This window comes from Tellurirhabdus rosea, from assembly GCF_026278345.1.
Classification (GTDB): domain Bacteria; phylum Bacteroidota; class Bacteroidia; order Cytophagales; family Spirosomataceae; genus Tellurirhabdus; species Tellurirhabdus rosea.
The window spans coordinates 466,156-490,893 of sequence record NZ_CP111085.1 but is presented as its reverse complement, the minus strand read 5'-3'; the positions used below and the strand labels follow the sequence as shown (position 1 = coordinate 490,893).

Here is a 24,738-nt window from a genome sequence, read left to right as displayed (position 1 = left end):
GTGCCGGAGCGAACGGGAGAGCGAATCCGTCGAAAGGCGGGTTCGCTCTCCCGTTTGTGGGGACTACGTTCTGAGAGGCCCGCCGGGAAAAATCCCGTTTTTTGCAACAGGAGGTTACTTTTTTGGGTACGGTGCGTCTAAGTAGCCGAAACCCATTTGTAACGTAACCTACCGTTCTATGCACTTCTTACCTCCAAGACTGGCGGTTTCTGCTTCCATTGCTCTGGCTCTATCCCATTCCCTCTTCGCTCAAACCAAACCGGATTCAGTCGCCAACGCCAATCGCTGCGAACCGACTGAACAGATTTGGCGCAAAACGGATGCCGCCACGCTGACTCCGCTCAGCCGTTCGGCGTTCAGGCAACTGGCACCGGATGTCAAAGAGTTGCAGGATTGCGACACCACCTTGCAGACCTTTATACTGAAGCGGGGAATGTCCCCGTGGCGACTGGCTTTCAACGCCGGACCCAATTTTGCCTACTGCGGTTCGTGGGAAGGGACATTCGGTCCCAACCAGCGGGACAACACCTTGTACAACGGCGCCGGGATTCACCTGTCTACAGGTCTTGACTACTTTTTTCCGCAAAAGAATCGGCTGCGGTTTGGACTGGGCGGGACGTTCGGGTATCAGAACTTCTTTACCCGAAACAGCTACAAGGATTTTCTGGTAGATATGGGCCGCCAGATGGGCATTCCGGAAAGTCAGATAAAACTGAAAAACCGGCCTTCCGAAGATTTTTACCTCACGCTCGGTCCCGTTCTGACCTATGATTTAAAACGGGCTTCTGGGCCTGTCTGCGTACCGTATCTGGAAGCGGCGCTTCGCGGCGGCGTTTACCGGACGGATGCGGCCCTGGTGGGTGCTTATGCCGACGGAACAGATCGCCTGATCCGGTTGGTTTCTCCGGGTTCGCGGCACTATCGCCCCGGGGTAAACTTTTCCCTGGGTGCCTTTTTTCCGCTGCGGAACAACTGGCACTGGGGCGTTCAGGCCCAGGGCTGGCTGACCCGTCAGAACTACTTCATCATTAACGGCCAGCAGGATGTCCTGATGGATTACGACCGGCAGCATGGTGGTTTTAACGCCGCGCTGGCAGTGCGTAAATCGTTCACGGAGAAGAAGCTGGTGCCGCGCAGTATATCCGCGGATTGTAACACCTGCGCCGGTAGCCTGAGCCTGTCGCTGACCGACGGAACGCAGTCCATCAACGGCCGGACGCTGATGACGAGTCAGCTGACCGATAGTTTCAAGCCGCAGCTTTCCTGGAAATCGTCCGCTTCCGGCGCCAATGAGCAGTATACGGTCCGCCTTTACTACCGGTCGGATGCTGATACGGAGCCCCGTGAACTGCCCGGTCTGCTGAACACCACGGAGCTGAGCCTTCCGCTGAACAGTGCCCAGCTGAGTCAGCCCGGTTATTACTATGTGACCGTCGAACATCAGCAGAAAACGGCCTGCGGCTGGCGCATCTGCAGCGTACAGGTTGGCAGCTTCTCGATCAAGGAAGAGCCCAAGCCCTGCCCGACCTGCGAAGTGCGATTTACGTTTACACCTACCCGGATCAACTACCAGGCCCGCTGGAAGGACAAGGTTCTTGTCTGCAAATGCGACGAGAGCGACTTCGATACGCTCGCCCGCAACCGGTACTATTTCAGTTCACTGGCCATTGCCGATGGCGAACCGACGCAGAAGGTTTCGGAGGATGGTTCGCTGCAGCTTCCCGATGGGTTTGACACGAAGTTTGAGCCCTATCTGCAGAAGTTGGCCAGCATGGGCAGCCGACGCGTTCGGGTGCGCGGCAAGCGGTACGAACAAATTTCGGACATTCGTCCGACGACCTACGAAGGACGGTACGTGGTTGAACAACTGGCCTGCGGTGATCGCCCGGCCCGGCAGCTGATGTCGTACGACGTGGAAGTGGTTCGGATAGGGGATATGTTCCAGATTCGTCGTCTGAAGCCAACCACGCCCGTGACGATGCAGGCCAGCAAGCCGACTCCCAGACCGGTAGCCACCGGCAAAGCGGGGAAGAAAAAGAACTGATAACGACTGGATACTTAAAAGCCGGATGGCCCGCAACAGGCGGGCCATCCGGCTTTTTTATGCACGAAAATCAGGCGGTCTGTTCGGCCCGGAGTTTTTTGTCCAGGTAAAACGCCCCAAACGGAATCAGGGAAAGCACAAAAGCGAGCACTACCCGTCCGAATGACCAGCTTCGGTCATGCCAGACGTCGATCAGGGTAAACAGATAAGCGACGAAAAGAGCTCCGTGCGCCCAGCCGACTACTTTCACCGCCTCAGGCATGCCGGCGGCGTATTTCAAAGGCATGGCGATAAAGAGCAGAATCAGAAAGGAAATGCCTTCCAGCACGGCGACGAGGCGGAAACGGGAAAGGGAATCTTTAAAGGAAAGCATGCAGTTACCGGTTGTTTGAAAAGAAAACCCGATGGCAAAAATAAGAGTTCGCCTGATTTTGATTAGCACTCATGACGACGGGCCTTCCGGCGCATCTTTCAGATAACCAATCCCCCAGCGTGTATCCTTCTGCCAGTTCATAAACCAGATCAATATCACTCCTGTCGGTTGCCTCATTCCGGGCGTAGCTTCCAAACAGGCCAATACGGCTGGTGACAAACTCCTCGCGGAGTTGAGGAAGGGCCAGCGTTTGAAGAATTTCGGCGCGCTGCATAAGTAGGAGGAGTTATGATGTTTAAAGAGTCTAACAATCTCGTATTAAGAATTACTATAAACGCCGGAGGATTTGAATAACTCTTTAACGATAGCATCATGGTCAATCCAGTATCTATTCCAATAACAATTGGAATGTGCTTTTTTCTCACCTTGCGTTGGTTATAACCTACAAAAAAAGCCCCTACGCTTCCGCAGGGGCTTCAATATATCAAAACCGGTAACTGAAATCAACCTACTGAACCTTCCAAGCTGATTTCGAGCAGCTTCTGGGCTTCAACGGCAAATTCCATCGGCAGCTGGTTGAGGACTTCCTTGGCGTAACCGTTGATAATGAGCGCCACGGCCTGTTCGGTCGGGATGCCGCGCTGGTTGCAGTAGAACAGCTGATCCTCCCCAATCTTGGACGTGGTCGCTTCGTGTTCGACGGTGGCGGTCTGGTTGCCTACCTCGATGTATGGGAAGGTATGCGCGCCGCATTTGTCGCCCAGCAGCAGGGAGTCGCACTGCGAGAAGTTCCGGGCGTTTTCTGCCCGCTTGAACACCTGTACCAGTCCGCGGTAAGAGTTCTGGCTCTTCCCGGCCGAGATGCCTTTCGAGACGATCCGGCTCTTGGTGTTCCTGCCGATATGGACCATTTTGGTGCCCGTATCGGCCTGCTGCATGTTGTTGGTGACGGCTACCGAATAGAACTCACCGATGGAGTTGTCGCCTTTCAGAATGACCGACGGGTATTTCCAGGTCACGGCGGAGCCGGTTTCGACCTGCGTCCACGAAATCTTGGCGTTCGGCCCGTCGCAGATACCGCGCTTGGTCACAAAGTTATAGATACCTCCGCGGCCTTCCTTGTCGCCGGGGTACCAGTTCTGTACCGTTGAGTACTTGATCTCCGAATCTTTGGCGGCGATCAGTTCGACCACGGCCGCGTGCAGCTGGTTTTCGTCCCGCATCGGGGCCGTACAGCCTTCCAGATAGCTTACATACGAACCTTCGTCGGCCACGATCAGCGTCCGTTCGAACTGCCCCGTGCCCGCCGCGTTGATGCGGAAATAGGTCGAGAGTTCCATCGGGCAGCGAACGCCTTTCGGAATGTAGCAGAACGAACCGTCGGAGAAAACCGCGGAGTTGAGGGCGGCAAAGTAGTTGTCTTTCGGCGGAACCACCGAACCGAGGTGTTTACGCACCAGTTCCGGATGCTCCTGAACGGCTTCGGACATCGAACAGAAAATGATGCCGAGGTCTTTCAGTTTATCCTTGAAAGTAGTCGCAATCGAAACCGAGTCAATAACGGCGTCAACGGCAACACCCGAGAGACGTTCCTGCTCCTGCAGCGAAATACCAAGGCGCTCAAAAGTCTTACGCAGTTCGGGATCAATGTCGTCCAGCGACTTCACTTCCTTCTTCTGTTTGGGCGCTGAGTAGTACTTAATAGCCTGGTAATCAATGGCCGGATATTTCACGTTGGGCCAGTGCGGCTCTTTCATTTCCTTCCAGAGGCGAAAGGCTTTCAGGCGCCACTCCAGCATCCACGCGGGTTCGTTCTTCTTCTCGGAGATAAACCGAACGGTATCCTCGTCCAGACCGGCCGGGGCTTCGTCGGCTTCGATCAGGGTCTCGAATCCGTACTTATATTCGGAATTGGTAATACTTTCTAAAATTTCGACGTCTTTGCTCATGATCGAGGTAGTGGTTCTGAAAAACCGGCAATTCGTTAGGAGTGTAACAAATTGAAGCAGGCAGCCGTTCCGCCCATATTTAGCAAATATCGAAAAATTTTCAACATGATATAAATCAGTCGTAAGTCGCCAGGTCGTAAGTGGCTCCGCCGTTTCCTGATCTGGCGGAGCCACTTGCGACTGATCGACTTTAAAACGGTATCGGTCGGTTGAGGCGTTCTTCGAGAGAGATAAAGGTTTCGGTCCGCTGGATGCCCTGGACTTTCTGGATTTTGTCGTGCAGCACTTCGCGCAGATGCTGGGTGTCGCGGCAGATGATTTTGGCAAAAATACTGTAGTTGCCCGTCGTATAATTAATGTTCACCACTTCCGGGATTTCCAGCAGCTGGGTCGCCACCTCGTCGTAGAGCGAACTTTTGTCGAGGTAAATGCCCAGAAAAGCGCTGATATCCCAGCCCAGTTTGGAGTAATCGATAATCAGCTGCGAGCCTTTCACGATGCCAAACTGCTCCATTTTTTTCATCCGCACGTGCACCGTTCCGCCTGAAACCTGGATGCGTTTTCCGATCTCTGTATAGGGCATATTGGCATCTTCCATCAGAAGGGTAAGGATCTTCAGATCGATGCTGTCAATTTCGGTGTTCTTGTCCATGGGGAAGCTTTTGGTCATTTTAAATTCTTCAACGAAAGACCGAATTTTTTGCCAACAAAAAAATTTTCAAAAAAATTTGTTGAAATATTTGCAATGTATCGGTCCGCGATTCTATCTTTGTAACATCAAAACGGCGAGAGACAACGCAAGAACGTTTTGAACGAGTTCTTTTCCAAACACTGTAGGATGTCGAAACTGGCAGACGTGCCCTCCTGTCTCGGGGGTGGTGATAAAGGATAAACGCAGCATAATGCCCACTATACGTGGACTGGGGTTGACCACCAGGTTTGTGTTGTGGCTAACTGCACCGTGGGTGGTTCGAATCCCCCTCCTACAGCATTAAAACGCTAAAGTTTTGTCGTTTGCTAAGAAAACGATAGAATGTCACTTGACAATCCGACAAAACAAAGTTTTATTTGGTTTTTAGTTTGTTGATGAAGTGTAATCTTGACACGCCGGCTCAGTTTGAGGCCGGCGTTGTTTGTTTATAGCCATCTGAACTTTGATTAATAGTGATTGGATTGATTAACTATGAGTAGCTTCGCCTTCATCTGAATCAGTTCAATCAATAAAATCACCGTCAATCACCGTTCAGACATAATGACCGACACCGTAACCCTTGGCGTCCTCTTTCTCATTCTCGCCGCCGTCCTCCGGCTGGCCGACAGTGCCAGACCTTTCTGGCGGCAGTTTTTTAACTACGTTCCGGCTACGCTTCTCTGTTACTTTATCCCTTCCTTATTAAATACGTTTGGGCTGGTCGACGCCGACAAGACCCAGCTGTATCCCATCGTCTCGCGGGTGCTGCTGCCGGCCTCGCTGGTGTTGTTTACGCTGAGTGTCGATCTGCGAGCCTTTCGGCGGCTGGGGCGAAAATCGGTGCTGATGTTTGCGGCCTCGGCGGTGAGCATCATGCTCGGCGGGCCGCTGGCGGTCTGGCTGCTGGCCCTGCTGGCCCCTGAACTCGTCGGCGGGGTGGGACCGGATGCCGTCTGGCGCGGTCTGGCCACCCTGGCCGGCACCTGGATCGGCGGCGGGGCCAACCAGACGGCGCTCAAGGAGGTTTTTCAGCCGAGCAGCAACCTGTTCTCCGCCATCGTCACGGTCGATGTGTTTGTGTCCAATCTCTGGCTCGGCGCTTTGCTGTACGGGGCGGGCCAGTCCGCCCGGATCGACCGCTGGCTGGGAGCCGACGCTTCGGCGGTGGAGGCGGTCAAACAGCGGGTGCAGCAGCAAACCGAGGCCGCGCGGCGTTTCCCGTCTTCGACCGACCTGATAACCATACTGGCCGTGGGTTTCGGTGCCACGGCGCTGGCGCATTTTCTCGGCGACCGCATTGCGCCCTTCATCGGAGCCAATTATCCGGTGCTGAGCAAATTCAGCCTGGACGCCCCGTTCTTCTGGATCGTCGGGCTGGCCACGGCCATCGGCCTCGGCCTGTCGTTCACCCGGGCCCGGACGCTCGAAGGGGCGGGGGCGTCCAGAATTGCCACCGTCTTTCTGTACCTGATGATCGCCACCATTGGCCTTAAAATGGACATCCTCGCCATTGCCGACCATCCGGGGCTGATTCTGGTCGGCCTGATCTGGATGCTGTTTCATGTGCTGCTGATGATCGGATTCAGCCGCCTGATCCGGGCGCCGTATTTTTTTCTGGCGGTGGGCTCGCAGGCGTGCATCGGCGGACCGGCCACGGCTCCGATTGTGGCGGCGGCTTTTCACCCGGTGCTGGCTCCGGTGGGCGTCCTGATGGCCATTCTGGGCTATGCCGCCGGAACGTACATGGGCTATGTCTGCGGGATTCTGATGCAACTGGCTTCGCCTTAACTCTTTTTATTTCCCAATAAATTATTTTGCCGTAAATCCTGTTTGTAGTTCGTTGTTCCTCCATTCATCATCAATCCGTATGAAAGTAGCCAGTGCTATCTTGGCATCTATGCTAACCTTAACCATGCTGGACGCGTCGGCCCAGTCGCCGGGTTCCGACAATCCGTTCTTTACCGCCTACAACACGCCGTTCGGGGTACCGCCTTTCGACAAGCTGAAGCCCGAACATTTTGAACCCGCCATTGAAGAAGGCATGAAACGGCAGGCGGCCGAGATTGCGGCGCTGACGGCCCAGAGCGCCAAGCCGACCTTCTCCAACACCATCGAAGCCCTCGAACGCAGCGGCGATCTGCTCCGGCGGGTCAACACCGTTTTCGGGAATCTGAACGGGGCCAACACCAACGAGGCGATTCAGAAAATAGCCCAGAATGTTGCCCCGAAGCTGTCGAAGCATGGCGATGACATTTCGCTGAATCCGCAGCTGTTCGCCCGCATCAAAGCCGTCTACGACCAGCGGGCCAGCCTGAAGCTGACCGGCGAACAGCAGCGCCTGCTCGAGAAAACGTACAAGAATTTCGTTCGCGCCGGAGCCGCTTTGCCCGCCGACAAGCAGGAACGCCTGCGGAAGATCAACGCCGAAAGCTCCCTGCTGACGCTTAAATTCGGACAGAACATTCTGGCCGAAAACAACGCCTACACGCTGGTTATCGACAAAAAAGAAGACCTGAGCGGCCTGCCTGCCTCCCTGGTGGCCACGGCGGCCGAAGAGGCGAAAAAGCGGAAACTGGACGGCAAATGGGTCTTTACGCTGCATAACCCGAGCGTGATGCCGTTCCTGCAGTACGCCGACAACCGGGCGCTGCGCGAAAAGATGCTGAAAGCGTATTTGGAACGCTGCAACCACAACGACGAGCGCGACAACAAGGAGAATCTGGCGAAGATTGTAGCACTGCGGGCCGAACGGGCGCAACTGCTCGGGTACGAGAACCACGCCGCCTACGTGCTGGAAGAAAGCATGGCGCAGACGCCCGCCAAGGTGAACGAACTGCTCCAGCAACTCTGGTCGGCCACGGTGCCCGTCACGAAGCGCGAAGCGGACGAACTGCAGGCACTCATGAAGCGGGAAGGCAAAGGAGAGACGCTGGAAGCCTGGGACTGGCGCTACTACGCCGAGAAACTGCGGAAAGAAAAATACGCCCTCGACGAACAGGAATTACGCCCCTATTTTTCGCTCGAAAATGTCCGTGACGGAATCTTCACGCTGACCAGCCGCCTGTACGGCATCAAATTCGAGCAGCGGAAGGACGTGCCCGTCTACCACGACGAAGTGACGGCCTGGGAGGTGAAGGAAGCCGACGGCCGCCATATTGGCATCATGTACATGGACTTCCACCCGCGGGCGAGCAAGCGCGGCGGGGCCTGGATGACGAGCTACCGGCCGCAGTCGGTCGAAAACGGCAAGAAGGTGGCCCCGGTGGTGTCGATTGTCTGCAACTTCTCGCGGCCCACGGCCGACGCCCCGGCGCTGCTGAACCTGGACGAGGTGAACACGTTCTTCCACGAGTTCGGCCACGCCCTGCACGGTCTGCTGTCGAACGTAAATTACCGCAGCCAGTCGGGTACGGCCGTGCCGCGCGACTTTGTGGAACTGCCTTCGCAGATCATGGAAAACTGGTCGGTGGAGCCGGAAATGCTCAAACTTTACGCCAAACACTACAAAACAGGTGAAGTCATTCCGGACGCGTTAGTGGAGAAGATCAAGAAAAGCAGCCTCTTCAACCAGGGTTTTGAAACGACCGAGTACCTGGCCGCTTCGCTGCTGGACATGAGCTACCACACGCTGAAGCCCGGCCAGACGCCGACGGACGTGATGGCTTTCGAGAAAACGGCGATGGACAAAATCGGCCTGATCGGCCAGATTCCGCCGCGCTACCGCAGCCCGTACTTCCAGCACATCTTCTCAGGCGGGTATTCGGCCGGGTATTACAGCTACATCTGGTCGGCCGTTCTGGATGCCGATGCGTTTGAAGTGTTCAAGCAGAAGGGCCTGTTTGACCAGAAGTCGGCCCAGTCGTTCCGCAAGAACGTGCTGGAACGCGGCGGCACCGACGAGCCGATGACGCTCTACAAGAAGTTCCGCGGTGCCGAGCCGGACATCAAACCGCTGCTGAAACGGCGGGGGCTGATGAAGGCGATCTAAAAATGTTTATTTCTCGCAGATGTACGCGGATTTTAAACGCAGATTGTCACAGAAAAACTCTGCGAAAATCTGCGTTTAAAATCCGCGTACATCTGCGAGAAAAGACCCCTACTTCTTCCCGTACCGGCAGTCCCCCGGTTCGTGCTTCACGTAGTATTTCTTGTAATTGACGGCCTTCGGGTCCATGCAGCCTTTCAGGTTCAGCAGTTCGATGTTGCGGAAATCAATCGCGTGACTTTCGGCCTGGAGCGCGATGTACCCTTCCTTCAGCGGCGTATTGAGCTTGCCCGACCACACATCGGCGTTGCTGATGTTCATCATTTTTCGAAAATCGCCTTCCAGATTCCCGCCGACCCGAACGTTCTGGTACGCCAGCACCGTATCTTTTTGGATAACGTGGTAAACCATCGAATCGCCGAGCACGATGGCCTCGGCCTCGATCCACTGGTCGCCGTCGTAGGTTTTGGAGTCGGAGTCGATGCAGTGGGCCGCCCGGAATTTTCCGTCGATGTCTACAATCGTACCCGGCGAGCAGAGGTTACCCGTGTGCCGGACGCCCCGGCCGAGTCCGCCCAGCAACTGCATTTCGAGCGAAACCGGGAAGTGCTGCTCCATCGTCAGGCTCCGGGCCGACTGCGAGTGCATCATGATGCCGCTGTTGCGGACGTTCCAGTTGGCTCCGCCCGGCACCTGCTCGCCCTGGAAGCGGTATTGAAAGCGGACCCGGTAGTAGGAGTAAGGCGTCTTGTAGTAGATATGCCCGTATTTGTCGTTGAACTTGTCGTATTCCTTGTAATTCACCCGCAGCATGCCGTCCTGTACCAGGAAGGTGTTCTTGTAATTGTCGTTCAGCGGCTGGTTGGCAATCTTGATGTCCCAGCCGGTGAGGTCCTTGCCGTTGAAAAGGCGAATCCATTCTTCGCGTTCATTGGCTTTCTGTTTCTGGGCGGAAGCGCCGCTAAGTACGAGGGCGAAAAGGAATAGGAAGGTAAGGTGTTTCATGCCGTAAAAAGGAGCGGAAAGGTTGGGTTTACTAGGCACCAGGCCGATAATATCCGGAAGTCGCGGGGCCGGGCAGGATTAAACTTCTGTTATTTTGAGTAAATTTGCGAATTCAACTTACGAATCGAACGTTATTCCAACGTGAAACATATCCGCAATTTTTGCATTATCGCCCATATTGACCACGGGAAAAGCACCCTGGCTGACCGTCTGCTGGAGTTTACCAAAACCGTTTCTAAGCGGGACATGCAGGCACAGCTCCTGGACGATATGGATTTGGAGCGGGAGCGGGGCATCACCATCAAGAGCCACGCCATCCAGATGGATTACCTCTACAAAGGGGAAAAGTATACGCTGAACCTCATCGACACCCCGGGCCACGTGGACTTCTCCTACGAAGTATCGCGTTCCATTGCCGCCTGCGAAGGGGCGCTGCTGCTCGTCGATGCCGCACAGGGCACCGAGGCTCAGACCATCTCGAACCTGTACCTGGCCATGAACAGCAATCTGGTCATTATCCCGGTGCTCAACAAGATCGACCTGCCGGGTGCCATGCCCGAAGAAGTAAAGGACGAAATGGTGGACCTGCTCGGCTGCGAACGCGAAGACATCATCCCGGCCTCGGGCAAGGAAGGCATCGGCATTGAAGAAATTCTGAGTGCTATTATCGAGCGGGTGCCGCCGCCGAAAGGTGAGCCGGGCGGCGAGCTACAGGCGCTGATTTTTGACTCGGTTTACAACTCCTACCGCGGAATCGAGGTTATCTTCCGCGTCGTCAACGGCTCCATCCGCAAGGGCGACAAGGTGAAATTCATGGCCACGGGCCGCGAATACTTCGCCGACGAAATTGGCACGCTCCGGCTGGAAAAAGAACCAAAGGACGTGATCGAATGCGGCGACGTAGGTTACCTTATTTCGGGCATCAAAGTCGCCAAAGAAGTTAAAGTCGGGGATACCATTACGCAGCTCGACCGTCCGGCCAAAGAAGCCATCAAAGGGTTTGAGGACGTGAAGCCGATGGTCTTTGCCGGGATTTACCCCGTCGAAACCAGCGAGTACGAAGACCTGCGCGAGGCGATGGAAAAGCTGCAGCTTAACGACGCGGCCCTGGTCTGGGAACCCGAAACGTCGGCGGCTCTGGGCTTTGGTTTCCGCTGCGGCTTCCTGGGGATGCTGCACATGGAAATCGTGCAGGAACGGCTGGAGCGGGAGTTCGACATGACCGTCATCACCACCGTGCCGTCGGTACGCTTTGAAGTGGTTACCACCAAGGGCGAAACCATTCAGGTGTCGGCCCCGGCCGAAATGCCCGACCCGTCGAAGATCGACTGGATCGAGGAGCCGTTCATCAAGGCGCAGATCATCAGTAAGTCCGAGTACGTCGGGGCCATCATGGGCCTCTGCATGGACAAGCGGAGCATTCTGAAAAACCAGGTGTACCTGACCGCCGACCGCGTGGAGCTTCAGTTCGAAATGCCGCTGGCCGAAGTAGTTTTCGACTTTTTCGACAAACTGAAAACGATTTCCCGCGGCTACGCTTCGCTGGACTACGAGTTTCTGGGTAACCGCGAGTCGAACATGGTGAAGCTCGACATCATGCTCAACGGCGACCGGGTGGACGCCCTCTCGGCCATCGTGCACCGCGACAAGGCCTACGAGTGGGGCAAGAAGCTCTGCGAAAAACTCCGCGAATTGCTGCCGCGTCAGATGTTCGAAATTGCCATTCAGGCGGCCATCGGCCAGAAGATCATCGCCCGCGAAACGGTGAAAGCCATGCGGAAAGACGTACTGGCCAAGTGTTACGGCGGCGACATCAGCCGGAAGCGCAAACTTCTCGAAAAACAGAAGAAAGGGAAGAAGCGGATGCGCCAGGTCGGCAACGTCGAAATCCCGCAGGAGGCATTTATGGCCGTGTTGAAGATTAATTAACGAACCAACGATAGTTCAGCCAGCTCTCGAAAAGGGCTGGCTTTTTTTGTAACTACGCACCGAATTGACCGGACATCGGACGCGGGCCTGCTCTGATGAAAGCAAACTGGAGCGTTTTAAGGGCAGGATTTGACGGGTGTTTTCTATTCCTCTGAGGACCCTGTTTGTACGGTCCGCTTTTTTTAACCGTAACGAAACGTGATCGCTGCAAAACTTAGACGGGCCTTCGACCCCTACTTCGACGCTCCACTCGACGTCTGGATAGCGTTTGCCGGTTTTTGCGAAGAAATCAGATTCCGGAAGGGGCAGGTCATCAAATCCTCCGGCGCGGTGGAGCGGCATGCGTATTTTCTGCTGAAAGGAGCCTGCGGCGTGTTTTTGTGGCGCGAAAACACGTTTGCCTGTCTGGACATCGTTCTGGAAAACAATTTCTTCGCCGACCACATGTCCCTAATCACCCAGTGCGCCTCGCCCCTGGAAACGGTGGCCCTGGAAGACACCGTCGCCCTGCGCATCAGCAAAGCGAATGTCGATAAACTGAAAAGCAGCCCCTGGGGCGCCCGGCTGTTTCTGATCGGCGCCGAGGAGTCGTTTGTCGAAAAACAGCAGCAACAAATCGACCTCCTGACCAAAACGGCCGAACAGCGCTACCTCGAATTGCTCGAAAAACGACCGGAACTCATCCAGCGCATCGCCCAGAAACACATCGCTTCGTACCTCGGCGTGACGACCCAGAGCCTGAGCCGCATCCGGAGAAAACTCCCCTGACCCCGTTCGCCCCGCTTCATTAATTAACATAAGGTAACTTTTTCGCCGTGCGTGGATTCTAGCTTTACGCCTGAAAATCAACCATCAGGCATTTCATGAAAAAGCTGCTTTTCCTTGCTCTCGTCCTCTGTTTCAGTATCGCCGAAGTCAAAAGCCAGTCGCGGGTGAACCGGAAAGGCATTCTGTTCGGGGCGGCGCTGGGCGCGTCAACCCTGCACCTGCGTTCCGCGCAGCAGGTCAACAGCACCGATCTGGCGATAAACTGGAAGGTGGGGTACGTCCTTACCCCAAAACTGGCCGTTCTGCTCAACGGGACCGTTTCGATTTACGATAGCCACCTGCAGGGAAGAACCCGGAAACGGGATTTCGGCGGCGTTTTTCCTGCCGTTCAATACCTTCCGGCTCGCCGGGTCTGGGTGCTGGGCGGTGTCGGGGTGGGTACGGACGCGCCGGTTTTCTACGATCTGAACCCCGAGAATAAAGAAGAAACAAAATACTATTCCGGTCTGGGCGGGGTGGCCGCCATCGGCTACGAACTGTACCAGAAAGGCAATTTTACCCTGGATGTGCAGGGGCGCGTGACCTACGGCAGTGTCCAGGTGCCGCAGGGCAGGCTGAACGGGCTGACGACGGGCCTTTTGCTGGGTTTTACGTTTTATTAAGCCCGTCAATTTTTTGTAAACTAGAGGCCGGAAGGGTAACGCCCATCGCCTGTGCCATGAACATTCGCGCCCACACCGCCGCCGACGCGGCTTCCATCCTGCACCTGCTCCGCCTGAACACCCCGCGCTATTTCGCCCCGGAAGAGGAGCAGGACCTGACCGAGTATCTGGAACGCCACACCGACCAGTATTTTGTGCTGGAAAAAGAGGGCGAAATCCTCGGTTGCGGCGGTTTTAACCGGATGGACGATGGCGAAACGGTCCGGATTTCCTGGGACATCATCCACCCGGACCACCACGGCAAAGGATTGGGGCGGCGGCTGACGGAGTTCCGGATTCAGAGAATTAGGGAAATCGCGCCCGAACGACGCCTGGTGGTCCGGACGTCGCAGCATGTGTACCGGTTCTACGAACGACTGGGCTTCCGCCTGAAGGAAGTGGTGAAGGATTACTGGGCGGAAGGGTTCGATTTGTACCACATGGAACTGGAAGATTTCGTTGAGAAATGAAGCGGCGAAAAACGCTTGAAAACTGAAATCGCCGGTCATACCGAATGTCGGTGACCGGCGACAGAATCAGGCCCTTTCGGAAAACCGGGCCCGGAAAACAAGGATTAATAAGGTTCGTACTTAATGTCCATGGTTGAAGGCGCAACGATATTGGGAGTGAAGAATCGGGTGGGCAGACCCTCACTGTTATACGTAAGAGTCCTCTCGATGGTGCTGTTGTTTTGACTTATCTGTAAAATGTTGTTTTCGTTTATCTGAAGGTAAGGGGCTGTCAGATTATTGCCAAAAAGGGTCTTGTAAGGATTATACTTATCATCGAACGTATACACTGTTTCAAGCGTAGAAACGGGAGTGGACTGACCGGCCCTGTATTCAGTTGCGGTAATTTTTGTGATGTTCTTTCCGGTGTAGGTATACTGATATTCAGTTCGTTGGTCGCCGGATGCTGAACGACTGGTGTATCCGGTCATTTGGCCAGTCGAACTGTAACTATATTCGTGTGTGCTGTTTAGATTGGCGGTTTGCGAACCGGCGGTAAGACTGTAAAAGGCGACTGTCTGCGGCAGACCGGCGGTATTGTAAGTGATCAGGGTCCGTTCATCCGCTATCTGATTCTCGTCCAAGGATTCAATCCTGACAAGGCGGTTGTTTCCGTCGTAATAAAACAATCGGGTATCGAGAACTCTTCCCGTGACGGGATTAAAACTTACATGCCGGGCAAGGCGCTTTTGCGCATCGTAAAAAAAATCATCGAAGACAAGATTCCGGCCAGCCGAAAGCTGAAACTGAACGACCCGCAGACCGTGCTGGGGCTGGGTGGGAACGCCGTGGTCCTGGCAGGAGGCAAGCGACATGAGCAGTCCGGCGAGCAGCAGAAAAGAGTACCTGCGGCCCGGGGGCAGGAGAGGGATTTTCATACGTGTAAAGGGTTTGTGGATAGCTTCCGGATTGTCCGGTTTGTCGGGCCAAAGCTGGAGAAAGTGTCAGTTAATTGTGTTACCAATAGCTAAAAACTATCGGTAATGAGGATTAAAGTTTGGGGCAAAAAAGGAGGGGAGCGGAGGCTGGCAGAGAATCGTTTCTCCGTCAGTCTCCGCTCCCCTCGGCCAAACTCGCGACAGCTCGCTGCTTTCTAGAAACGGATGTTCGCCTTCACGAACCAGAAGGCCCCGTTGCTGCCCATCTGCACCGGGTCCCAGGCCCCGCCGCTTTCGGTCAAAATGGGGCTCGACATGTCCGGGTACACGTTGAAAATGTTGGAACCGCCCACGCTGATGCCCAGATTGCGGGTCGGGCGGTACGCTACGGTCAGGTCGGTGGTCACTTTGGGGCTGTACACGTCCAGCGCGGCCTCATCGTAGTCCCAGTTGGCCAGTTTTATTTCGCCGAAGCGCACGGCCCGGGCCACAAAATTCCACTTGCCGATGCCGTAGTCCAGCGTCAGATTGATTTTGGAAGGAGGCGCCGAAGCCCGGACGAAATACTGCTCACGGAGGTCAAAATACGTATCTTCCTTGCCGCGCAGTTTGTCGGTGGTCGTGATGTCGCCGATGGTCAGCCGGTTGAAGTTCGCGGCCAGCGTCGTACTCAGCCGTCCCGCTCCGACCGCCGCCGAATGCGCCAGAATCACGTCCAGCCCGAGCGTCTCCGTCGAAATGGCGTTGGTAAAAAACTGCGCTTTCTGCACGCCCAGCCGTTGCAGGTCGGCGCCGATCACGTCATCCTCGTCCGTAAACTGGCCCGTCAGCACGACGCGATCCTGAATGTCCACATAATACCCGTCCACCGTCAGGGAAAAACCGCTACCCAGCTGGCTGGTAAAACCGAGGCTGGCGTTGCGCGAAGTCTCCTGCTTGAGCGCCGGAATGCCCAGAGCCTGCGTCACCGGACTGCCGTTCCGGGCCAGCAGTACCTGCACAGCCTGACCGTTCACGAAGTTGGTAAAGGTCGAATTGAAGTTGATCTGCGCCAGCGAAGGAGCCCGGAAGCCCGAGCTGACCGTTCCGCGCAGCATGAACGCCGGGGACACCCGCAGCCGGGCCGACAGTTTGCCGTTGAGGGTGCCGCCGAAGTCGCTGTAATTTTCGTACCGGACCGCCGCGCCGAGCATGAAGGACTTCGTAAAATCGGCTTCCGTGTCGATAAACACGCCCAGGTTCCGGCGGGAAGCATTCACTTCGTCGCCCGGCTGGAAACCCGGAAAGCCCTGCGAACCGGCCGGCTTGGTGAGGTCGTAGGCCCGGTAAGACCCTTCTTCGCCCGCAAAAATCTGGTACCATTCCTTCCGGTATTCTGCCCCGAAAGCGATGTTCACGCCCTGCAGCCGGTCTTTGAAAAAGCGGCTGAAGGTCAGGTTGGTGACGTTCTGCTGGAGCTGGAAGCCACCCGCGTCGAAGGACCGGGGCGACCGTTCGGCCAGCGACGTGTTGAGCGTATTGTTGACCGTAAAGCCAAAACGGTTGCTGCCGAAGACGTTGCTGATATCCATATCCCAGCCCTTCAGGTTGGCCCGTAGACCCGCCGCCAGCGACCCGTCCAGAATGTCGCTGGAGATAATCGGGTCAAAACCGTTGGGGTAGAGGGCGGGCACGTTGCGCTCGCTGTCGGGGAAGCGGGTCCAGGCGTAGGCGTCGCCCTTCCGGAAGTTCAGCCCGCCGAAAGCGTAAAACTGGGTATTGGCGCTCAGCGGAATCTGCGAATTGGCATAGAACGAAGTGTTCTGAATCTTGGGGTCGCCAAACTGGCGGCGCTGCAGCACGCTGTCCGGCGACGTGTTGGCCCGGTTGGTGTGGTCGCGGAAGTTGTAATCGGCCGTCAGGTTCAGAAAGCCGCTCTTGCCGACCCGCCAGCCGTAGTTACCGTTGACGTTGACGTTTCCGCCGTCAAATTTCCGGTCGTCGTAGCGGTATTTGGCCTGATAGGTGCCGTAGTTGACGTTGGCCGTGCCTTCGTTGACGCTGGATTTCAGCACGATGTTGATGACCCCGGCGATGGCGTCTGAACCGTACTGGGCGGCGGCTCCGTCGCGGAGGATTTCGATGCGTTCGATGGCGGCGGCGGGAATGGCGTTGAGGTCCGTACCGGCGTTGCCCCGGCCGCGCGTTCCGAAGATGTTCACCAGCGAGGACTGGTGGCGGCGTTTGCCGTTGATGAGCACCAGCGTCTGGTCGGGGCCGAGTCCGCGCAGGGAGGCCGGATCGACGTGGTCCGTCCCGTCGGAGCCGGTCTGTCGGTTGGAGTTGAACGAGGGGGCCGTAAATTGCAGCAGCTGGTTGACGTCGAGCTGGCCCTGCCGGGTGGTGACTTCACGAATGTCGATGAGGTCAATCGGGGAGGGGGAGTCCGTCACCGAGCGGTTGAGGTTGCGCGAGCCGACCACATTCACCTGCTGCAGGGTCGTCGATTCGTCCAGCTGCACGTTGAGAGCCGTCTGCCCCGCCACTTCCCGTTCCACTTTCTGGAAGCCGACGAACGAAAAGACCAGCACGGGATTGGCCGTCCGGCAGGTGATGGAGTAGCTGCCCGAGGCGTCGGAGACCGTACCGTTGGAAGTGCCCCGTTCGATGACCGAAGCCCCGGCCAGGGCTTCGCCGCGCGAGTCGGTAACTTTTCCGCTGATGGTGGTCACCTGGGCAAAACCAGTGAACGCGGCCAGCAGCAAAACAAACGTTAGATACTGTTTCATGTCCGGAATAAATAGCTTTGGTGTTTCTAATCTTTTGCCAAATTAAAAGAATGCGTCTGAAATGAACTATGAAAAGTATTTTTTCGTGAATAAATGCAGTCAGTTAAGGAATTAGCCAAACGACTTCTGTGTTTTTTTTATACGTCATATTGAAGTACCATGAAAACCGAAACCACTCTCTTTGTACAGCCTGATTCCATCGTGCGCCGGATCTGGGGCGATGCCGATGTGATTCTGCTCATTTTCGCGGGTTCGGCGGCAGAATTTGCCCTCAACCGGGAAGTGGACTGGCTGTTCTTTACCGGAAAGCTGCCCGCCGACCCCATCGGGCGGCTTTTCTCGACGGTTCGGTATGCGCAGGAGATTGTTTTTCAGGATGAACAAAAAGCCGGAAAGGCCGTCGGCCGGATGCACGCGATTCACGGCGTCGTCGAGCAGAGCCGGGGTCGGCAGATTCCGCCGCACGCCTACCGCGATGTGCTTTACATGCTCATCGACTATTCGATCCGGGCTTTCGAACGGCTCCACCGGCCGCTGACGACCGCCGAAAAGGAAGAGGTCTTTGTCACCTTCCGCCGCGTGGGAGCGGGCATGCACATTCCGGACCTGCCCCAGACGCTGGCCGACTGGCTGACCGACCGGCAGAAACACCTCGAAGCGGACCTCGAACGAAGCCCGTTTACCGATAAACTTTTTGTCCGGTACCGGGAAGAACTCGGCGACTGGCGGTACAACCTGCTGTTGCAGGCGCAGGCGTTGCTGGTGCCCGACAAGGTCCGGACGCTGCTGAACCTGCCCGACAAACCGCTGCTGGCGTCCACGATGTGGCTCTACGGCGTGCTGAATGCGCTGCAGCTGCGCGCCGTGGTGCAACGGGTCCTTCTGCCGCCGAAATACCTGGCCCAAGTGCAGGCCCTCGACCGGTAAAATGAACGCCATATCTGGGAGATATGGCGTTCATTTTACCGGTCGGAATTAGTTAGAAAAGGGTTATTTTCAGGCTTTTACCGAAAAGCTCTTTCCTGACCCCATGAACCCTTCCTTCAACCGCCGCGACTTCCTTCGCCACGCGGGCACCGCCGCGCTGGGCCTGACCGTACTGCCCGCTTTTGCCCGCAAAGCCGCCCCCAGCGACCGGCTGCGCGTAGCCCATATCGGCCTCGGCGGCATGGGAACCCAGCACCTGAAATGGTTCGCTGCCCTGCCCGAAGTCGAAGTGGCCGCGCTCTGCGACGTGGACGAAACCCACCTGGCCGCCGCCGTGCAGACGCTCAAAGGGTTTCAGCCTGACACAGCCGTGCAGACCTACAGCGATTTCCGCCGCATCCTCGACCGCCCGGATATTGACGCCATCACCTGCGCGACCCCGGACCACTGGCACGCCCAGATCGCTATTCTGGCTTTTCAGGCGGGCAAGGATGTCTACGGCGAAAAACCCCTTTCCTTCAGTGTCCGCGAAGGACAGCAGATGCTGAAGGCGATGAAGCGCCACAACCGCATTTTCCAGCTGGGCACCCAGATTCACGCCACCGACAATTACCACCGGGTGGTGGAACTGGTCCGGTCCGGCGTCCTCGGGAAAGTCCATACTGTAAGGCTATGGAAAACCGGTTTTCCGCCCGTGCTGGGTCCGGCCAGCTACCAGACGCCGCCCGCTTCGCTGAACTGGGATATGTGGCTGGGACCCGCCCCGATGGCCCGCTACACGCCCGAACGCTGTCATTTTACGTACCGCTATTTTCTGGATTATTCGGGCGGCGTTTTTCAGGACTTCTGGAGTCATATTGCCGATGTTGTCTGGTGGAGTCTGGAACCCAAAGGACTCAAAAGCGTCAGCGCCCGGGGCGAATTGCCGGAAGGCATAGGCGACGCGCCGAAGTGGATCGACGTGGATTACGAGTTCGACGGGCTGAACATCCATTGGACATCAACGCCCCCGGCCGTCCCCGGCGCCGAAAAACGCTCTATCGGGGCTTTTTTTGAAGGAGACAAAGGGACGCTGATCTGCGATTACAATTCCCGCGAAATCACCATCAACGGCGTGGTGATGAAGGATGTGCCGGAGGTGCCCATCACGGTGACGCGTTCGCCGGGCCACCAGCAGAATTTTGTAACGGCCGTCAAAAACCGGACCCAGCCGGAATCGCATCTGGAGTATGCCCGCCAGATGACGCTGCCGATGCACCTGGGCCTGATTTCGTGGCGACTCGGCCGAAAACTGCTCTGGAACGAGCGAAAAGAAAAATTCCGGCGGGATGCCGAGGCCAACGCCCTGCTCGGCCGGGACTACCGCAGGGGCTGGGACTGGATCTGACAGTCTTTGGTGGAGCCGTCTTCAGGGCTAGCCTTCGTCCTGGAATTGAGCTTTCGAGGCGTACGGACCGCCCCGCTTAGTGGCAGGGCGAAAGCGGATCGTACGCCGGGAATCCGGTTTATATCTTAGCCCGGCAGCGGCCTTCTTTGCCGGAAATGGTGGCGACCCAACGAATCTTTCCCCAACATAACCAACTTTCCCACGTTTCCGCTAATTTTGGGCGCTTGAAGGAAACTCTACAGATTAACCTAAGTCTCAATTAAGGTTTACCGTTTATAGTTTATAGTCTATAGTTGGTAAAAGCCCGCTACATTGAACCATAAACCATAAACCAGAAACCATAAACTTTTTGCGAAAAGTATGGCAGAATTAATCCGGATGCCCAAGATGAGCGACACCATGACCGAAGGTGTCATCGCTGAGTGGCATAAAAAAGTGGGCGATACCGTCAAATCGGGCGATGTCCTGGCCGAAGTTGAAACTGACAAAGCCACGATGGACCTCGAAGCGTATGACGAAGGAACGCTTTTATACATCGGGGTAGAAAAAGGACAATCGGTGGCCATCGATGCGGTGATTGCCGTGATCGGTGCTGCCGGCGAGGATTATCAGGCGGCTCTGAACGGCGGCAACGGGGCGGCTCCCGCGGCTCCGGCCGAATCGCCCGTGGCCGAAAAACCGGCTCCGGCACCCGCTGGCGGCGCTCCGGAACAGGTGGCTACCCAGACTCCCGCTCCGCAGGCGGTTTCGGCGGCTCCGGCCGAGGAAGTCAACGCCGCGGTCATCCGGATGCCCAAAATGAGCGATACCATGACCGAAGGAACGCTCGTGAAATGGCTCAAGAAAGAGGGGGATACGGTAAAATCCGGCGACATTCTGGCCGAGGTGGAAACCGACAAGGCCACGATGGACCTCGAAGCCTACGAAGAAGGAACGCTGCTTTACGTCGGAGTGCAGGAAGGCGCTGCCGTCGCCGTTGACGCCGTGATCGCCGTCATCGGGGAAAAAGGAGCCAACTTCAAAGTCCTGCTGGAAGGCGGCCCGTCGAACGGCGGAGCTTCAGCCGCCGACTCAGGCAATGCTACGGCCCAGCAAAACCGTACCGACGGACCGCCACAGGCCTCCCAGCCCGCCAATGCCGCTACCGACCTGTCGTATGCCGGTGAAAATGGCAACGGCGCCGAAACGGACGGACGCGTCAAAGCGTCTCCGCTGGCGAAGCGTATTGCGGAAGAGAAAGGCATCAACCTGTCGCAGGTGCAGGGTACGGGCCCGGAAGGCCGGATTGTCAAGCGCGATGTGGAGGCCTTCAACGGGGCTCCCGCGGCCCAGCCGGCGGCTCCGCAACCGGCCGCTGCGCCCGCTCAGCCGGCTCCCCAGGCGGCTCCGGCACCCGCTCCGCAGCCCGCTCCCGCTCCGGTGGCCCTTGGCGAGTACGAGGACATTCCGGTCAGCCAGATGCGCAAAACCATTGCCCGTCGCCTGAGCGAAAGCCTCTTCACGGCTCCGCACTTCTACCTGACCATGGAAATCACGATGGACAAGGCAATGGACCTGCGCGGCAAAGTCAACGAAGTGGCCCCGGCGAAAGTGTCGTTCAACGACTTCGTTATCAAAGCCGCCTCGCTGGCGCTGCGTCAGCACCCGGCCGTCAACTCCTCGTGGCTCGGCGACAAAATCCGCCGGTACAAATACGTCAACATCGGCGTGGCCGTCGCGGTGGACGAGGGACTGCTGGTTCCGGTTGTGCGCAACGCCGACCAGAAAACGCTCTCGACCATTGCCGGTGAGGTGAAGGAAATGGCGGGCAAAGCCAAGGACAAGAAACTCCAGCCGAAAGACTGGGAGGGCAGCACCTTCTCGATCTCCAACCTCGGCATGTTCGGCATCGAGGAGTTTACAGCCATCATCAACCCGCCGGATGCCTGCATCCTGGCCGTGGGCGCGATCAAACAGACCGTTAAGTTCGAAGGCGAGGTTGCCAAACCGACCAACGTCATGAAGGTAACGCTCTCCTGTGACCACCGGGTCGTCGACGGGGCCACCGGCGCCGCCTTCCTGCAAACGCTGAAAGGCTACCTGGAAGACCCGATGAAGATGCTCGTATAGGTTCGATTCTGAATCCCCGGCGGTTTATTCCGCCTCCTAAGGATGACACCTCTACCGGGGGTGTCATCCTTTTTTGTAGCCGCAACCTCCGGCAACCACCGATAAACAGGTCACAGGCGAAGTTTTCCGGGCAATCAGTGCCGGTTTTTTGTTAAAATTGAAGTTTAATTGAAAATCTACATGCAACAGCCTATTCACGCAACGACAGTTATCGGAATTTATCATAACGGCCAGATTGCCCTTGGCGCCGATGGGCAGGCCACGATGGGCAATACAATCGCCAAAAGCAACGTTCGGAAAGTACGGGTCCTGGCGGGCGGAAAGGTTCTGGCCGGTTTTGCCGGTTCTACGGCCGACGCCTTCACGCTCATCGAACGGTTCGAGGAAAAACTGAACGGCTACGGCGGAAACCTGAAGCGGGCGGCCATCGAACTGGCCAAAGACTGGCGCATGGACCGCTTTCTGCGGCGGCTGGAAGCCATGCTGATTGTGGCCAGCAAAGACGATCTGCTGATTATTTCCGGCACCGGCGACGTGCTGGAACCCGACAACGGGGTGGCGTCCATCGGCTCGGGCAGCATGTTTGCGCAGTCGGCGGCCGTGGCGCTCAAAAAGCACGCCCCGCATCTGACGGCCGAAGAAATGGTCCGCGAAAGCCTGAACATCGCCGCCGACATCTGCATCTATACCAACCATAACCTGGTCGTCGAAACCCTGTAACGGGCTCGGCGGGTTCGTTTACCATGAATACCATGATTCGGTCAGGAGGGCACAATTTGGTGAGGAAGCGTATCCAATACGGCTTCGTGATTGCGCTGCTCCTGATTGCGCTCGGCTTTGCCCTGACGTTGCTGAGCTATAACGGCCACCGCCAGCAGGGAAACGAAATCCAGCAAAGCGAACAGATTCTGAACCATCTGAACGAAGTGCGTCAGCTGCTGGTGGATGCCGAAACCGGGGTCCGCGGGTACATCGCCACGCGGGAGGAGTATTTTCTGGAACCGCAGCGGAATACGGCCCCACGGATCAGGCAGACGTTCGACCGCCTGCGCCCGCTGGTGACGAGCCCCGGAAAAATAGAGAAACTGCGGCAAATAGAAGACCTCGCCTCCGAAAAGCTGGTGCTGATCGACCGGCAGATTCGCGCCGTCCGGCAGGGAGAGTCGCCGGAGATGCTCAATACGTACATGCGGCTGGGAAAATCGAAGATGGACTACATCCGGCGGATGGTCAGCGAGATGTACGGGCAGGAAGCGGAACTGATCAGAACCAAGGCCGCCGAGGCCGATGAATCATTTCGGAACACGGTAATCCTGACTTTCATTCTTTCGGTTCTTACCTTTGTCACGCTGATCGTCTCGTACAATCTGCTGGAAAGCGAGCTGTCGACCCGTCAGAAAACGGAGGAGCAACTGCGGTCCTACGAACTGGATTTACAGGAGAAAATCATTCAGCTGGAAGTGTCCAACGAGGAGCTGGAGCGGTTCGCCTTTGTGGCTTCGCACGACATGCAGGAGCCGCTGCGGAAAATCCAGTCGTTTGCCTTCATGGTGCGCGACCGCTACGGCCCGCAGCTCGACGAAGACGGCCGGCTGTTTCTTGGAAAAATTCAGCAATCGGCGGAGCGAATGTCGAAAATGATTAAGGATTTGCTTAATTTTTCGCGAATCTCCAACAAGAAAGAGGCGTTTCAGGAGGTTCATTTGCAGGATGTGGTGGCGGGTATTCTGAACGATCAGGAACTGCGGATCAAGAACCTGCACGCCCGCATCGAGGTGGGGCCGCTGCCCGTGGTGGAGGCCGTTCCGGACCAGATGGACCACCTGTTCATCAACCTTATTTCGAACGCCCTGAAGTTTAGTAAACCGGACGTTCAGCCCGAGATAAAGATTTTTTCGGAACCCGTGGACGGCTCGGCATTCGAGGAACTTTTACCGGGTAAAAACTATTTTAAAATAACGGTCCAGGACAACGGAATCGGTTTCGACGAGAAGTATCTGGATCATATTTTCAAAATTTTTCAACGTCTGCACGGCAAAAGCTCATACGAAGGAACCGGTATCGGGCTTGCCATCTGCAAACGGATTCTAAACAATCACCGGGGCGTCATCACGGCCCAGTCAAGTCCTAATGCGGGTGCTGCCTTTATTGTGGTATTGCCTGAAAATCAAAATCAACCTAAGCATGACACTACAGCCCACGAAACCCGTTCACATCTTGTTGGCGGATGATGATGAAGATGACCGCTTCCTGACCCGGGAGGCGTTTCAGCATCATTTTCCGGTAAGCAAAATGCAGTTTGTGGAGGATGGGGAAGAACTGATGGAATACCTGCGCCGTACCGGACGTTATGAAAACGCAGCGCACGAACTGCCCGAACTGATCCTGCTCGACCTGAACATGCCGCGTAAAGACGGCCGGGAGGCGTTGCAGGAAATCAAGATGGATCGGCAACTGCGGCACATTCCCATTGTGGTTCTGAGCACTTCCGACGCTCAGGATGATATTGAAAATTCGTATTTCTGGGGTGCCAACAGCTTTATTACCAAGCCCACCTCGTACCAGAAACTGATGGACGTAACCAAAGCCATCGGTAGCTACTGGTTCGAAACGGTGAAAATGGCAGCGAAGGAAGATGAATAGGAGATGAGGTTTTAGGTATGAGGTTTTAGGTATGAGGTGGCTTCGCCGGTCAAAAACTGATTGGCAAAGCCA

General features: G+C 56.3%; 20 protein-coding genes. 13 read left to right on the top strand and 7 right to left on the bottom strand.

Annotated elements, in window-relative coordinates; translation table 11 throughout:
• Positions 1-178 precede the first annotated feature (178 nt).
• The gene (locus ORG26_RS01995; RefSeq protein ID WP_266366850.1) at positions 179-2,044 is read left to right on the top strand and encodes an autotransporter outer membrane beta-barrel domain-containing protein; all 1,866 of its coding nucleotides are present in this window, start codon (positions 179-181) and stop codon (positions 2,042-2,044) included.
• A gap of 70 nt (positions 2,045-2,114) precedes the next feature.
• Here ORG26_RS01995 and ORG26_RS01990 read toward each other — a convergent pair whose 3' ends face one another.
• The 4 genes from ORG26_RS01990 to ORG26_RS01975 all read right to left on the bottom strand — a co-directional run bounded on the left by ORG26_RS01990 (position 2,115) and on the right by ORG26_RS01975 (position 5,018).
• The gene (locus ORG26_RS01990; protein WP_266366849.1) at positions 2,115-2,417 is read right to left on the bottom strand and encodes a DUF3817 domain-containing protein; all 303 of its coding nucleotides are present in this window, start codon (positions 2,415-2,417) and stop codon (positions 2,115-2,117) included.
• A gap of 4 nt (positions 2,418-2,421) precedes the next feature.
• Positions 2,422-2,691, bottom strand: a complete 270-nt coding sequence (locus ORG26_RS01985; RefSeq protein ID WP_266366848.1) for a nucleotidyltransferase family protein — start codon at positions 2,689-2,691, stop codon at positions 2,422-2,424.
• Positions 2,692-2,920: 229 nt separating this feature from the next.
• Positions 2,921-4,366, bottom strand: a complete 1,446-nt coding sequence (sufB, locus tag ORG26_RS01980) for a Fe-S cluster assembly protein SufB (RefSeq protein WP_266366847.1) — start codon at positions 4,364-4,366, stop codon at positions 2,921-2,923.
• 190 nt (positions 4,367-4,556) lie between these two features.
• Positions 4,557-5,018 (bottom strand): Lrp/AsnC ligand binding domain-containing protein, encoded by a 462-nt coding sequence (locus tag ORG26_RS01975; protein WP_266366846.1) that lies wholly within the window; start codon positions 5,016-5,018, stop codon positions 4,557-4,559.
• A 600-nt stretch (positions 5,019-5,618) separates the two neighbouring features.
• Between ORG26_RS01975 and ORG26_RS01970 the strand changes: the two genes are divergently transcribed.
• Positions 5,619-6,845, top strand: a complete 1,227-nt coding sequence (locus ORG26_RS01970; RefSeq protein ID WP_266366845.1) for a DUF819 family protein — start codon at positions 5,619-5,621, stop codon at positions 6,843-6,845.
• 109 nt (positions 6,846-6,954) lie between these two features.
• Positions 6,955-9,045 carry a M3 family metallopeptidase gene (locus tag ORG26_RS01965; RefSeq protein ID WP_266366844.1) on the top strand — a complete coding sequence of 697 codons (2,091 nt, stop codon included), beginning with the start codon at positions 6,955-6,957 and terminating at the stop codon, positions 9,043-9,045.
• A gap of 108 nt (positions 9,046-9,153) precedes the next feature.
• Here the strand turns inward: ORG26_RS01965 and ORG26_RS01960 are convergent, their stop codons facing one another.
• Positions 9,154-10,047: a 3-keto-disaccharide hydrolase gene (locus ORG26_RS01960; protein ID WP_266366843.1), complete on the bottom strand. Its 894-nt coding sequence runs from the start codon at positions 10,045-10,047 to the stop codon at positions 9,154-9,156.
• A gap of 141 nt (positions 10,048-10,188) precedes the next feature.
• Here ORG26_RS01960 and lepA point away from each other — a divergent pair, with 141 nt between their 5' ends.
• The 4 genes from lepA to ORG26_RS01940 all read left to right on the top strand — a co-directional run bounded on the left by lepA (position 10,189) and on the right by ORG26_RS01940 (position 13,915).
• Positions 10,189-11,976 (top strand): translation elongation factor 4, encoded by a 1,788-nt coding sequence (gene lepA, locus ORG26_RS01955; protein WP_266366842.1) that lies wholly within the window; start codon positions 10,189-10,191, stop codon positions 11,974-11,976.
• Positions 11,977-12,174: 198 nt separating this feature from the next.
• On the top strand, positions 12,175-12,744 hold the full coding sequence (locus ORG26_RS01950; RefSeq protein WP_266366841.1) for a Crp/Fnr family transcriptional regulator: 570 nt from the start codon (positions 12,175-12,177) through the stop codon (positions 12,742-12,744).
• 95 nt (positions 12,745-12,839) lie between these two features.
• Positions 12,840-13,406, top strand: coding sequence for a hypothetical protein (locus ORG26_RS01945; protein ID WP_266366840.1), 567 nt, complete (start codon positions 12,840-12,842; stop codon positions 13,404-13,406).
• 56 nt (positions 13,407-13,462) lie between these two features.
• Positions 13,463-13,915: a GNAT family N-acetyltransferase gene (locus ORG26_RS01940; RefSeq protein WP_266366839.1), complete on the top strand. Its 453-nt coding sequence runs from the start codon at positions 13,463-13,465 to the stop codon at positions 13,913-13,915.
• Between the two features lie 104 nt (positions 13,916-14,019).
• Here ORG26_RS01940 and ORG26_RS01935 read toward each other — a convergent pair whose 3' ends face one another.
• Together ORG26_RS01935 and ORG26_RS01930 are read right to left on the bottom strand one after the other, a co-directional pair.
• Positions 14,020-14,832 (bottom strand): hypothetical protein, encoded by an 813-nt coding sequence (locus ORG26_RS01935; RefSeq protein WP_266366838.1) that lies wholly within the window; start codon positions 14,830-14,832, stop codon positions 14,020-14,022.
• A 215-nt stretch (positions 14,833-15,047) separates the two neighbouring features.
• A complete protein-coding gene (locus tag ORG26_RS01930) occupies positions 15,048-17,600 on the bottom strand; it encodes a TonB-dependent receptor (RefSeq protein WP_266366837.1) in 2,553 nt (850 codons plus the stop codon).
• 159 nt (positions 17,601-17,759) lie between these two features.
• Here ORG26_RS01930 and ORG26_RS01925 point away from each other — a divergent pair, with 159 nt between their 5' ends.
• The 6 genes from ORG26_RS01925 (at position 17,760) to ORG26_RS01900 (ending at position 24,666) form a co-directional block, all read left to right on the top strand.
• On the top strand, positions 17,760-18,527 hold the full coding sequence (locus tag ORG26_RS01925) for an oxygenase MpaB family protein (RefSeq protein ID WP_266366836.1): 768 nt from the start codon (positions 17,760-17,762) through the stop codon (positions 18,525-18,527).
• A gap of 103 nt (positions 18,528-18,630) precedes the next feature.
• Entirely contained in the window at positions 18,631-19,914 is a 1,284-nt protein-coding gene (locus ORG26_RS01920; RefSeq protein WP_266366835.1) for a Gfo/Idh/MocA family protein, read from the top strand.
• 360 nt (positions 19,915-20,274) lie between these two features.
• Positions 20,275-22,023 (top strand): pyruvate dehydrogenase complex dihydrolipoamide acetyltransferase, encoded by a 1,749-nt coding sequence (locus tag ORG26_RS01915; protein WP_266366834.1) that lies wholly within the window; start codon positions 20,275-20,277, stop codon positions 22,021-22,023.
• A 180-nt stretch (positions 22,024-22,203) separates the two neighbouring features.
• Positions 22,204-22,743, top strand: a complete 540-nt coding sequence (gene hslV / locus ORG26_RS01910) for an ATP-dependent protease subunit HslV (protein ID WP_266366833.1) — start codon at positions 22,204-22,206, stop codon at positions 22,741-22,743.
• 59 nt (positions 22,744-22,802) lie between these two features.
• The gene (locus ORG26_RS01905) at positions 22,803-24,254 is read left to right on the top strand and encodes a sensor histidine kinase (RefSeq protein WP_266366832.1); all 1,452 of its coding nucleotides are present in this window, start codon (positions 22,803-22,805) and stop codon (positions 24,252-24,254) included.
• Complete coding sequence (locus ORG26_RS01900; RefSeq protein WP_266366831.1) at positions 24,208-24,666, top strand: response regulator; 459 nt, start codon at positions 24,208-24,210, stop codon at positions 24,664-24,666. Before ORG26_RS01905 ends, ORG26_RS01900 begins: the two co-directional genes overlap by 47 nt.
• The last annotated feature ends 72 nt before the right edge of the window (positions 24,667-24,738 follow it).